The following is an 11,690-nucleotide window of genomic DNA, read 5'->3' on the forward strand; positions in this document are numbered from 1 at the left end:
GATGCTAGCAACCTAACCCGACATGTGCCGGCGCGCACTCGACCTCGTGTTCAGACGCCCGCGGACGACCCGTAGCAGGCGGCGATCGCGGCGGCGCGGTCGCGCAGGGCGGCGCGCAGCGACTGCGGGGCCAGGGCCTCCGCGTCCGTGTCGAGCTGCCACAGCGCCCACTCGGCGTGGCGCGCGTCCTGGAACGTCACTTCGAGGCGGAGCCGGCCGTCGGCGTCGGGTTCCTCGGCGCGGACGGCCAACGCGGTGTTCAGCAGCTGCTCGCGCCGCTCCGGGTTCACCCGTACCAGCACGGTCATCTGGTCGTCGGAGAGGAACGCCGCGCAGCGTTCCCGCCAGATCCGGTCCAGGTCGACCCGGTCCGGGCGCTCGGCCGGCTCGGGGAGCTCCTCGGCGGCGAGTATCCGCGACAGCCGGTAGGTGCGGTCCGCGCCGGACCGCGTCGCCAGCAGATAGCCCCGGTCGCGTACGGTGACCAGCCCGATCGGGTCCACCGTGCGCCACTGCGGCGCCCGGTCCGCGGCCGCGTAATGGATGCGCAGCTTGCGCCCGGCGAGCACCGCGCGCCGGACCTCGACCATGGTGGTGCCGGGCACCTCCTCGGCGGCCGTCCGGCGCGAGAGCAGGTCGGTCTCCGGCTCGATGAGCAGGCGCTGGGCCGCGTCGCCAGCGGTGGCCTGATGGCCTTCGGGCAGCGCGTCCACCACCTTGCGCAACGCCGACGCGAGCGCCGAACCGAGCCCGAACGCCTGCTCCCCACGCCCCGACCCGGCGGCCAGCACGGCCAGCGCCTCGTCGTGGTTCAGCCCCGTGAGCTCCGTCCGGAAACCGGGCAGCAGCGCGAACCCGCCGTGCCGCCCGCGCTCGGCGTACACCGGAACGCCCGCCGTCGACAACGCCTCGATGTCGCGCAGCACGGTCCGGGTGGACACCTCCAACTCCCGCGCAAGCGCAGGCGCGGTCATCCGCCCGTGCCGGCGCAGCAACAGCACCAGCGAGACCAGCCGATCGGCGCGCATGCGAGCGAACGTACCGAAATACATGACCAAGGATGTCGTGATTACCGCCGAGGCTTGAACCACGACGTCAACGGACGCGCGTATTTCCCCCACCAAACGAACGGAGCCGAAGTGGCCATGCAGCGGACGGCAGTCAACCCGGTGACCTGGTCTGTCGAAATGGGCTTCAACCAGGGCGAGATCGTCTCCGGCGACACCCGGACCCTGTACTGCTCGGGACAGACCGCGATGAGCGCCGACGGCAAACCCCAACACGACGGCGACATGGCGGCCCAGCTCGTCCTCACCCTCGACAACCTGGAAGCCGTCCTCCACGAGGCCGACATGACCCTCGCGAACCTCGTCCGGCTCAACGTCTACACCACCGACGTCGACCTGCTCTTCCAGCACTACGGCGTCCTGGCCACCCGCCTCGCCACCGCCGCCGTCGCCCCGCCCACCACCATGCTCGGCGTCACCCGCCTGGCGATCCCGACCTTGCTGGTCGAACTGGAAGCCACCGCCGTGGCCTGACCCGCTCAACCCGCCGCCGGCCCCGACCGGTTTGTCCGGTCGGGGCTGAACGCATCGTCAAGGTATGGCCGGCGTCAGGCGTTTGACCTCGCGGAGCGTCGGCGCGGTCTCCATGGTCTGGATTCCGGGCAGGGGGCCGATGCACCGGTCGATGTAGTCGTACAGCTCGGCCGGGTCGCGGAAGACGCCGTTGGCGACGAGGTTGGACGTTCCCGTGACGGCCGCGGCGAAGGCGATCTGTGGGTGCGTGGCGAGCGCTTCGCCCACGGTGCGCAGGTGCGCGGGGGCGACGTTCATCCACAGGCGGGTGGCCATGTGGAAGCCGAGGATCCGCGGGTCGAAGTCGACGGCGAGGCTGAGCGCGCCTTCGGAGCGGAGCCGGTCGAGGTGGCGTTGGACGCTGGACGGGGACCGGCCGGTGGCGGCGGCGAGCTCCGGCAGCGGGACGCGGGCGTCGCGGGCGAGTTCGGTGAACAGGGCGCGGTCGGTGGCGTCCAGGCTGAGCGGCGTGGCGGCGGCCGCGCCGGAATCCACCGCGGGCGCGGCGGCTTGTGGCGCGAACCGGGTGCCGTGCCACGTGCTGGTCTCGCCGACGAAGATGCGCATCATGCAGTGCGCGCTGACGGACAGTACGTGCGGGTTGCGCGGGAGCTTGCGGAGCAGCAGCGCGTCGCGGTCCTCGGCGGTGCGGGCGTTGAGCGCGCAGTAGAGCTCGGTGCCGCCGGACGCGAGCGTGACCCAGCTGGTGTCCGGGCGGCGCGCGAGGGCGTCCGCGATGGTGCCGGCCGCGTCCGGTGTGCAGTGCATCCGCAGCAGCCAGCGGGTCAGGCCGAGCCGGGAGGGGACCGGCTGGCCGACGACCCGCAGTCCGTGCGCGCGCAGCCGCTGGTAGCGGCGGGCGACCGTGCGTTCGGAGACGCCCAGGTCGCGGGCGATGCGGCTGAACGGCGCGCGGCCGTCCGTCTGCAGAGCCTGGAGCAGGCTCTGGTCGAGCCCGTCCCGAGTGACGTGATCCACCGAAGTACCCCGTTCTCCCGCCGGATTCTCCCGCCGCGAAGCGTATGGCTTGGGTGCTCCTGGAGCCGCCCGGATAGTGACCGGGAGGTCGTCCGCCTGTGTCCGCCGAGTGTGGGAGTGGGAATTCATGCGCGTCTGGGGCCCGTTGGCCGCGGTCTGTCTGGGAACGTTCATGCTGCTCGTCGACGTCACGATCGTGCTGGTCGCGCTACCGGCGGTGTCGGAGTCACTGGACTCGTCGCTCTCGCAGTTGCAGTGGGTCGCCGACGGCTACGCGCTCGCGGTGGCCGCCGCGCTGCTGGGCTCCGGGACCCTCGCCGACCTGTACGGCCGACGCCGGATGTACGCGGCCGGGCTGGTCGTCTTCGCGTCGGCGTCGGTCGTGTGCGGGCTGGCCCCCAACATGGCCGTACTGATCACCGCCCGCATGGTGCAAGGCCTGGGTGCCGCAGCGATGTTCACCACCACGCTGTCCCTGATCGGCACGCTGTATTCCGGGCGCCGCCTGGGCGTTGCCTTCGGTGTGTGGGCGGCGGTGGCGTCGGCCGCCGCAGCACTGGGGCCGATCCTCGGCGGCCTGCTCACCCAAGTCCTCGACTGGCGCTGGATCTTCTACGTCAACGTCCCCGTCAGCGTGCTCGCCCTGACGATGACGTTCCGCTTCATCCCGAGGCCCACGTGGACCGAACGGGACACCGCACAGCGCCTGGACGTGCCCGGCCTACTGCTCTTCTCCCTCGGCGCGGGCGGGTTCGTGTACGCGCTGACCGAGGGGCACAGCCAGGGTTGGACGTCGCCGCGGACCCTGCTTCCGCTGGGCGCCGCGCTGGCCGCCTTCGCGGTGTTCGTGCCGGTGCAGGCGCGCAGTACGCACCCGCTGCTGGACCTGTCGCTGTTCCGTCGGCCTGCTTTCACCGCGGCGATGCTCACCATCGCGATCGGCGAGGGCACCGTGTACGGGATCCTCCCGTACACGTCGCTGTGGCTGCAGTCGGTCCAGCACCTCTCGCCGATCGGCGCCGGACTCGTCGTCCTGCCGCACGCTGTGGCCGCCGCCGTCGTGGCGGTCGTCTGCGGGCGGTGGCTGCCCAAGCCCTCGCCCCGCCTGGGCGCCTCGCTCGGCCTCGCGCTCGCCGGCCTGGGCGTCGGCGCGGAAGGGTTCCTGGGCCCCGACTCCGGCTGGCCCGTCCTGGTCGGCGGCCTCGCGCTGAGCGGAATCGGCATGGGCCTGGTCTTCCAGGTCGCGGCCGCCCTGGCCCTCGGCTCGGTTCCGGCCGCCCGCGCCGGCATGGCCGGCGGCGCCTACAGCACGTTCGAACAGCTCGGCTACGCCTTCGGAGTCGCCGCGTTCGGCAGCCTCGCGGTCGCCACCATGACGACGTCCCTCGACGGCGACGTCGCCGACCCCGCCGCCGCGGCGCGCACCCTGTCCGGCGGAGGCGCCGACGCCCTCCTCGCCGCGACCCCCGCCGACCACCGACCCGGCCTGGACCACGCCCTCCACGCGGCGTTCGCCACCGCGCACAACACCCTCGCCCTCACGGCCGGAGCACTCTCCCTGGCCGGCGCCGCCCTGGTCCTGCACCTGACCCGCCGCCCGCACCCCGGCCAACCCAAGGCCCAGCCGCCCCGGAACACCCACCCCGAGCCCGCCCCGGCCGCGGTCGACTAGACCTGAAGGCGCCCCAGTAACGCCGTCAGCCCCGACCGGCGGACCGGTCGGGGCTGACGTCTGCCTGTTGCAGGCTGGCGGAGGATACGAGATTCGAACTCGTGAGGGGTTGCCCCCAACACGCTTTCCAAGCGTGCGCCCTAGGCCACTAGGCGAATCCTCCGCCGGATAGCTTACCGGAGGGTTCGGGGTGGTCGCGCACGAGTATCCAGGTGAGGGTGGCGACGGGGTGGGCGGAGCGCGGAGCGGGTTCGGTCGGGTACTGTTGGGGCCGGACCCCCCGTGTGGCGGCATCCTGCTGAACCCCCCCAGGGCCGGAAGGCAGCAAGGGTAAGCGGGCTCTGTCGGGTGCGCGGGGGGTCTTCATGTTTCCGGGCGGCTCGTTGGCGCGGGTCCGGGGTGGCTCCGGATGTCCTTCGGCCCGGCTATCGTCGACGTCGTGTCGCTTGCGCTCTACCGTCGCTACCGCCCCGAGACCTATGCGGAGGTCATCGGGCAGGAGCACGTGACCGATCCGCTCCAGCAGGCCCTGCGCAACAACAGGGTGAACCACGCGTACCTGTTCAGCGGGCCGCGCGGCTGCGGGAAGACGACCAGCGCGCGGATCCTGGCGCGGTGCCTCAACTGTGAGCGCGGGCCTACGCCGACGCCGTGCGGTGAGTGCCGGTCGTGCCAGGACCTGGCGCGCGGCGGTCCCGGCAGCATCGACGTCATCGAGATCGACGCGGCGTCGCACGGTGGTGTGGACGACGCGCGCGACCTGCGCGAGAAGGCGTTCTTCGCGCCGGTCAACTCGCGCTACAAGATCTACATCATCGACGAGGCCCACATGGTCACGTCGGCGGGCTTCAACGCGCTGCTGAAGGTGGTCGAAGAGCCGCCGGAGCACCTGAAGTTCATCTTCGCCACGACCGAGCCCGAGAAGGTCATCGGGACGATCCGGTCGCGCACGCACCACTATCCGTTCCGGCTGGTGCCGCCGGGTGTCCTGCGGGACTACCTGGAGAAGGTGTGCACCGACGAGGGCGTCGCCGTCGAGAAGGCGGTGTTCCCGCTCGTCGTGCAGGCGGGCGCCGGCTCGGTGCGTGACTCGATGTCGGTGATGGACCAGCTGCTGGCCGGTGCCGACGAGCGGGGTGTGACGTACGCCATGGCGACGTCGCTGCTCGGCTTCACCGACCGCGCGCTGCTCGACGACGTCGCGGACGCGTTCGCGGCGCGGGACGGCGCGGCGGCGTTCCAGGTGGTCGACCGCGTCATCGAGGGCGGCTTCGACCCGCGCCGGTTCGTGGCGGACCTGCTCGGGCGGCTGCGCGACCTGGTGATCCTGGCCGCGGTGCCGGACGCCGCCGACAAGGGCCTGATCGACGTGCCCGGCGACCAGCTCGAGCGGATGGTGCAGCAGGCGCGGGCGTACGGCCAGGCCGAGCTCACGCGTGCCGCGGACATCGTCAACACCGGTCTGACCGAGATGCGCGGCGCGACGTCGCCGCGCCTGCAGCTCGAACTGATCTGCGCGCGCGTGCTGCTGCCCGGCGCCGGGTCGGGGGAGCAGGCGCTCGCGGCCCGGCTGGAGCGTCTGGAGCGGCGGGTCGAGCTGGGCGGCGGCTTCGCGGCCCCGGTCGCGGCCGGTGCGGGTGGCGGCGGTACGAATGTCGCCGCTCCGCGTGCGGCGGCCGTTCCGGCGTACGACGAGCCGGTCGCGGCGGCGCGGCCCGTGGCGGAGGCCCCGGCCCCGCCGTCCGTCCAGCAGGCCCCCGCGCAGGCCCCGGCCCCCGCGCAGGCCCCGGCGGCCGAGGTGCCGGGTGGGCGTACGCCCGGTGCGTGGCCCTCGACCTCACGCCCCCCGCAGCAGCAGGCCCCGACGCAGTACGCGGCTCCCGCCCAGCAGGCCCCGGCCCAGCAGGCTCCGGCCCCCGCGCCCGCCCCGCAGCAGGCCGCACCGCCGGCCGGCGGCGGCGACGTCAACCGGGTACGCGGGATGTGGCCGCAGGTCATAGAGGCCGTCGCACGCCGCAAGCGGGTGACGTGGATGATGCTGCAGCGCGCGGGCGTGGCCGGGTTCGACGGGCAGACGCTGCAGGTGTCGTTCGAGCACGCCGGAGCGCGTGACGGGTTCGTGAACAGCGGGCACGACGAGGTGCTGCGGCAGGCCTTGCGCGACTCGTTCGGCGTGGAGTGGCGCATCGAGTGCATCGTCGACCCGGGCGGCGCCGGCGGCGGCGCGGGTCCGGGCGGCGGCCAGGGCGGTCCCGGCGGGGGCCGAACGTACACGCAGCCGCCCGCCCCGTCGGGCGGGTTCGCGCCGGCTCCGCAGGTCCAGGCGCCGCCCCAGCCGTCCGCACCCGAACCGCCCGCCCCCGGCGCGTGGCCCTCGACCTCGCGCCCGCCGCAGGACGCGCCGCCGCCCGCCGAGCCCCCGATGCCCGAGCCCCCGGCCCCGCCCGTGAGCCAGGCCCCGCCGCCGGTCCCCGAGTACGTCCCGCCCGCGCCGCCCCCGGTGGCACCGGAAGACGACGTGGCGGCGGACGACGACGAGGACATCGAGGACGACGGCGTGACGAGCCACGAGCTGCTGGCCCGCGAGCTCGGCGCGACGGTGATCGAGGAGACCTCGAACAACGGCTGACCCGCGCCGCGCGGTGCCGCGACGTGACCGAGGCGGGGCCGGCTGGGGCGGTGCGGGCAGTACGACCATCCCACCGCCCCTGTGGACGGCCCGACGCACGCGCTGTCGACCTCCCGCTACACCCGGGTGTCCAGGGGGTCCGCGGAACCGGTCCGATCATCCGACCGCCCCTGTGAACAGCGCCCGCCCCGGTTCGCGGTTTCCCGCTATACCCCCGGAGTGGGGGCCTCCACTCCGGTGTGAACATCACACCTCACCCGTCCTACCTTCGGCGTGGCTCGCCGTGCCCCGACTCCCTCCGAGGCCGTAGTCTCAAGCCGTGGGCGCCGAGTGCGCGCCGGGGCCGGTTCGCCGGAACACCTGGGCCGCGCGGTTCGTCGTTCACATGAGGAGTGAGGCGAGGGATCGCGCCGCGTGGCCGCCCGGGGGCGGCCCATCGGGCACGGCCCCGCGCAGACCCGCCGACGCGTCGGCGACCAGCGACGAAGGGTGCGTCCGTGTTTCCCGGTGGTGGCCAGCCCGATATGCAGCAGCTGCTGCAGCAGGCGCAGAAGATGCAGCAGGACCTCATGGCCGCGCAGGAGGAGCTCGCGCGCACCCAGGTCAAGGGCTCGGCGGGCGGCGGCCTGGTGACCGCGACGGTCAGCGGCGCCGGTGAGCTGCTCGCTCTGGAGATCTCGCCCGAGGCGGTGGATCCTGAGGACACGGAGACGCTCGGCGATCTGATCGTCGCCGCCGTGCGGGACGCCAACCGGGCGGCCGCGGAGCTGGCGTCGAAGGCGATGGGCCCGCTGGCCCAGGGCCTCGGCGGCGGCGGGCTCGGCGGCCTCGGCCTGCCGGGCATGTAGGACCGCACGACACGAAAAAAGCAGACGACCGCACACACCAGAGGAGCCGGAAGGTGTACGAAGGCGCCGTACAGGACCTGATCGACGAGCTGGGCAGGCTGCCCGGCGTCGGTCCGAAGAGTGCGCAGCGCATCGCCTTCCACCTCCTCGCCGCCGACCCGGCCGACGTCCGCCGCCTTGTGAACGCGCTGGTCGAGGTGAAGGACAAGGTCCGGTTCTGCACCGTCTGCGGCAACGTGGCGGAGGCCGACCAGTGCCGCATCTGCCTCGATCCGCGCCGGGATCCGTCGGTGATCTGCGTGGTCGAGGAGTCGAAGGACGTCGTCGCCGTCGAGAAGACCCGCGAGTTCCGGGGCCGGTACCACGTGCTCGGCGGCGCGATCAGCCCGATCGAGGGGGTCGGCCCGGACGACCTGCGGATCCGCGAGCTGATGACGCGGCTCGCGGACGGCGAGGTCACCGAGCTGATCCTGGCGACCGACCCGAACCTGGAGGGAGAGGCGACCGCGACGTACCTGGCGCGGCTGTGCAAGCCCATGGGTCTGAAGGTGACCCGGCTCGCCAGCGGCCTGCCGGTGGGGGGCGACCTGGAGTACGCCGACGAGGTGACCCTCGGGCGTGCCTTTGAGGGGAGACGACTGCTCGATGTCTGACGACCTGACCGACTTCACCGCGGAGATCGCCGACCAGATCGAGAGCTTCGTGGTGGCCGTCACGGAGGTGGCGCGCGGCGAGGAGCCGGGCGCGGCCGTGTCGATGCTGCTGCTCGAGGTCTCGCAGCTGATGCTGGCGGGCGGCCGGCTCGGCGCGATCGCCGACGTGGTGCCCGAGGAGCGCTTCGAGCCCGACGCGGGCCCGGATCCCGACGTGGACGCGCTGCGTACGTCGCTGTCGGTGCTGCTCGAGCCGATCGACGTCTACTACGAGGTGTTCGACCCGTACGTCCCGCGCCCGAAGCCGGTGGCGTTCCGGATCTCGGACGACATGGCGGACGTCGTGACCGACCTCGTGCACGGCCTGGCACACCACCGCGCGGGCCGGACGACCGAGGCGCTGTGGTGGTGGCAGTTCTCCTACCTGGCGAACTGGGGCGCGACGGCGAGTGCGGTGCTGCGGGCGCTGCAGTCCGTCGTGGCGCACACCCGGCTGGACGCGGCGGTGACCGAAGTGGAGTCCGCTGTCGACGACGCGCTCGGCGACGAGCTGGCCGACGAGCTGGCGGAGCAGCTGGACGACGCGGTGGTCCTGGGCGGACCGCAGGCGCCGGCCTCCTGACCCCGTCCCTCCCGTCCCACCCCGTCCGCCCCGACCGCGTCCGGCGCCGCACCGCAGCTTTTCGCGCGGCGCCGGGCCCGTACGCCACTTTTCGCGGCTTTCGATCTGGCCTGTTCAAAAAGCGATACTTACGTCTCACTATGTGAATAGCGCTTGGGCCGCACGCCTGCCTCGTTAGACTGTCTCGACCGCAGCTAATACGAAACGAGGAGCGCACGTGGGCCTTGTCGTGCAGAAGTACGGAGGCTCCTCCGTGGCTGATGCCGAGGGCATCAAGCGCGTCGCCAAGCGGATCGTCGACACGAAGAAGCTCGGCCACGAGGTGGTCGTAGTGGTGTCCGCGATGGGTGACACGACGGACGAGCTCATCGATCTCGCCCAGCAGGTGAGCCCCATGCCTGCCGGCCGCGAGCTCGACATGCTGCTCACCTCCGGTGAGCGGATCTCGATGGCGCTGCTGGCGATGGCGATCAAAAACCTCGGTGTCGAGGCCAGGTCGTTCACCGGCAGCCAGGCGGGTGTGATCACCGACTCGGTCCACAACAAAGCGCGGATCATCGACGTGACGCCCGGCCGGATCCGCTCCGCCCTCGACGAGGACGCGGTCGCGATCGTCGCCGGCTTCCAGGGCGTGTCGCAGGACACCAAGGACATCACGACGCTCGGCCGCGGCGGGTCGGACACGACCGCCGTCGCGCTGGCCGCCGCCCTCGAGGCCGAGGTCTGCGAGATCTACACGGACGTGGACGGCGTGTTCACCGCCGACCCCCGTGTGGTCAAGAAGGCCCGCAAGATCGACGCCATCAGCTACCAGGAGATGCTGGAGCTGGCGGCGAGCGGTTCGAAGGTGCTGCACCTGCGCTGCGTCGAGTACGCGCGCCGTTACAACATGCCCGTCCACGTGCGCTCGTCCTTCTCGGGGCTGCAGGGCACGTGGGTACGAAGCGAGTCCGAAGGGGACGACGTGGAGCAGGCGATCATCTCCGGTGTCGCCCACGACACCAGTGAGGCCAAGGTCACCGTGGTCGGGGTCCCGGACAAGCCGGGCGAGGCCGCGAAGATCTTCCGCACGGTGGCGGACGCCGAGATCAACATCGACATGGTGGTGCAGAACGTCTCCGCCGCGAAGACGGGTCTCACCGACATCTCCTTCACGCTTCCGATGACGGACGGCCACCGGGCCATCGAGTCGCTCACCAAGGTGCAGGACGACATCGGCTTCGAGTCGCTGCGGTACGACGACCAGATCGGCAAGATCTCCCTCGTCGGCGCCGGCATGCGCTCGCACCCGGGGGTGACCGCCGAGTTCTTCGAGGCGCTGTCGAACGCGGGGGTCAACATCGAGCTGATCTCCACGTCGGAGATCCGCATCTCGGTGGTGTGCCGCGCCGACCAGGTGCCCACCGCCATCCAGGCCGTCCACACCGCTTTCGGTCTCGACGCCGAGACCGAAGAGGCCGTCGTCTACGGAGGTACCGGCCGATGAGTACCACCCGCAAGCCCACCCTCGCCCTCGTCGGCGCGACCGGCGCGGTCGGCACCGTCATGCTCGACCTGCTGTCGACGCGGCAGGACGTGTGGGGCGAGATCCGCCTGATCGCGTCCGCCCGCTCGGCCGGCAAGAAGCTCGTCGTGCGCGGCGAGGAGGTCGAGGTCCAGGCGCTGTCCGAGGAGTGCTTCGAGGGCGTCGACGTCGCGATGTTCGACGTGCCCGACGAGGTGTCCGCGCAGTGGGCGCCGATCGCCGCCGCGAAGGGCGCCGTCGCCGTCGACAACTCCGGCGCGTTCCGGATGGACCCGGACGTCCCGCTGGTCGTCCCCGAGGTCAACCCGCAGGCCGCCCGGATCCGTCCGCGCGGCATCATCGCCAACCCGAACTGCACGACGCTGACGATGGTCGTGGCGCTCGGCGCGCTGCACGCCGAGCTCGGCCTGCGCGAGCTGGTCGTGTCGTCGTACCAGGCGGCGTCGGGCGCCGGTCAGCCCGGCATCGACACGCTGCGCGAGCAGCTGGCGAAGGTCGCCGACTCGGCGACGCTGGGCACCCACCCGGGCGACGTGCGGCGCGCGGTGGGCGACTTCGGTCCCTTCCCGGCCCCGCTGGCGCTCAACGTCGTGCCGTTCGCGGGCTCGCTCAAGGAGGACGGCTGGTCCTCGGAGGAGCTGAAGGTCCGCAACGAGTCCCGCAAGATCCTCGGGCTGCCGGACCTGCGGGTCTCGGCGACCTGCGTGCGCGTCCCGGTCGTCACCACCCACTCGCTCGCCGTGCACGCGGTGTTCGAGAACGAGGTGTCGGTGGCCCGCGCGCACGAGATCCTCGCGGGCGCGCCCGGCGTCGTGCTGTGCGACGACCCGGCGAACGGCGAGTTCCCGACGCCCGCCGACGCGGTGGGCACCGACCCGACGTGGGTCGGCCGGGTGCGCCAGGCGTTCGACTTCCCGAACACGCTCGAGATGTTCATGTGCGGCGACAACCTGCGCAAGGGCGCCGCGCTGAACACCGCGCAGATCGCCGAGCTGGTCGCCGCCGAGCTGGCGGAGTCCGCGGCCGCCGAGTAACCGACGCGGTCGGCCCCGTCCCGGGGCCGCCACGCCGGATACCGGTACAAAGCACTGCCAAGCGCACACGACGCGGCCGGCCGAGTCCCCACGCGGGGACGCGGCCGGTCTGCTCGTGTGCGCCCAGGCGCGTCCGGAACATCACGAAG

General features: G+C 72.4%; 10 protein-coding genes, 1 tRNA gene and 1 other RNA gene. 9 read left to right on the top strand and 3 right to left on the bottom strand.

Going from position 1 to position 11,690, the window contains the following annotated elements:
- Positions 1 to 50: 50 nt before the first annotated feature.
- Entirely contained in the window at positions 51 to 1,028 is a 978-nt protein-coding gene (locus tag QI554_RS17085) for a helix-turn-helix transcriptional regulator (RefSeq protein WP_281470840.1), read from the bottom strand.
- Positions 1,029 to 1,145: 117 nt separating this feature from the next.
- Between QI554_RS17085 and QI554_RS17090 the strand changes: the two genes are divergently transcribed.
- Positions 1,146 to 1,541: a RidA family protein gene (locus QI554_RS17090; RefSeq protein WP_281470841.1), complete on the top strand. Its 396-nt coding sequence runs from the start codon at positions 1,146 to 1,148 to the stop codon at positions 1,539 to 1,541.
- A gap of 57 nt (positions 1,542 to 1,598) precedes the next feature.
- Here the strand turns inward: QI554_RS17090 and QI554_RS17095 are convergent, their stop codons facing one another.
- Positions 1,599 to 2,558, bottom strand: coding sequence for an Lrp/AsnC family transcriptional regulator (locus QI554_RS17095; RefSeq protein ID WP_281470842.1), 960 nt, complete (start codon positions 2,556 to 2,558; stop codon positions 1,599 to 1,601).
- A gap of 127 nt (positions 2,559 to 2,685) precedes the next feature.
- Between QI554_RS17095 and QI554_RS17100 the strand changes: the two genes are divergently transcribed.
- The gene (locus QI554_RS17100) at positions 2,686 to 4,230 is read left to right on the top strand and encodes an MFS transporter (RefSeq protein WP_281470843.1); all 1,545 of its coding nucleotides are present in this window, start codon (positions 2,686 to 2,688) and stop codon (positions 4,228 to 4,230) included.
- Between the two features lie 75 nt (positions 4,231 to 4,305).
- On the opposite strand, the gene QI554_RS17105 is transcribed toward QI554_RS17100, so the two are convergent.
- Positions 4,306 to 4,393: transfer RNA gene (locus tag QI554_RS17105), tRNA-Ser, on the bottom strand.
- A gap of 108 nt (positions 4,394 to 4,501) precedes the next feature.
- Here QI554_RS17105 and ffs point away from each other — a divergent pair.
- The 7 genes from ffs (at position 4,502) to QI554_RS17140 (ending at position 11,541) form a co-directional block, all read left to right on the top strand.
- Positions 4,502 to 4,598, top strand: an RNA gene (ffs, locus tag QI554_RS17110) — signal recognition particle sRNA small type.
- 41 nt (positions 4,599 to 4,639) lie between these two features.
- Complete coding sequence (locus QI554_RS17115; protein ID WP_281470844.1) at positions 4,640 to 6,859, top strand: DNA polymerase III subunit gamma and tau; 2,220 nt, start codon at positions 4,640 to 4,642, stop codon at positions 6,857 to 6,859.
- 497 nt (positions 6,860 to 7,356) lie between these two features.
- Positions 7,357 to 7,707 (top strand): YbaB/EbfC family nucleoid-associated protein, encoded by a 351-nt coding sequence (locus tag QI554_RS17120; RefSeq protein WP_281470845.1) that lies wholly within the window; start codon positions 7,357 to 7,359, stop codon positions 7,705 to 7,707.
- Between the two features lie 53 nt (positions 7,708 to 7,760).
- Positions 7,761 to 8,360, top strand: coding sequence for a recombination mediator RecR (gene recR / locus QI554_RS17125; protein ID WP_281470846.1), 600 nt, complete (start codon positions 7,761 to 7,763; stop codon positions 8,358 to 8,360).
- Positions 8,353 to 8,982 (top strand): DUF5063 domain-containing protein, encoded by a 630-nt coding sequence (locus QI554_RS17130; RefSeq protein WP_281470847.1) that lies wholly within the window; start codon positions 8,353 to 8,355, stop codon positions 8,980 to 8,982. The genes recR and QI554_RS17130 overlap by 8 nt, the downstream gene beginning before the upstream one ends.
- Before the next feature lie 217 nt (positions 8,983 to 9,199).
- On the top strand, positions 9,200 to 10,468 hold the full coding sequence (locus tag QI554_RS17135) for an aspartate kinase (protein ID WP_281470848.1): 1,269 nt from the start codon (positions 9,200 to 9,202) through the stop codon (positions 10,466 to 10,468).
- The gene (locus tag QI554_RS17140; protein ID WP_281470849.1) at positions 10,465 to 11,541 is read left to right on the top strand and encodes an aspartate-semialdehyde dehydrogenase; all 1,077 of its coding nucleotides are present in this window, start codon (positions 10,465 to 10,467) and stop codon (positions 11,539 to 11,541) included. The genes QI554_RS17135 and QI554_RS17140 overlap by 4 nt, the downstream gene beginning before the upstream one ends.
- Positions 11,542 to 11,690: the final 149 nt, after the last annotated feature.

Origin of the sequence: Yinghuangia seranimata (assembly GCF_029953285.1) — a bacterium.
In the GTDB taxonomy this organism is placed as follows: domain Bacteria; phylum Actinomycetota; class Actinomycetes; order Streptomycetales; family Streptomycetaceae; genus Yinghuangia; species Yinghuangia seranimata.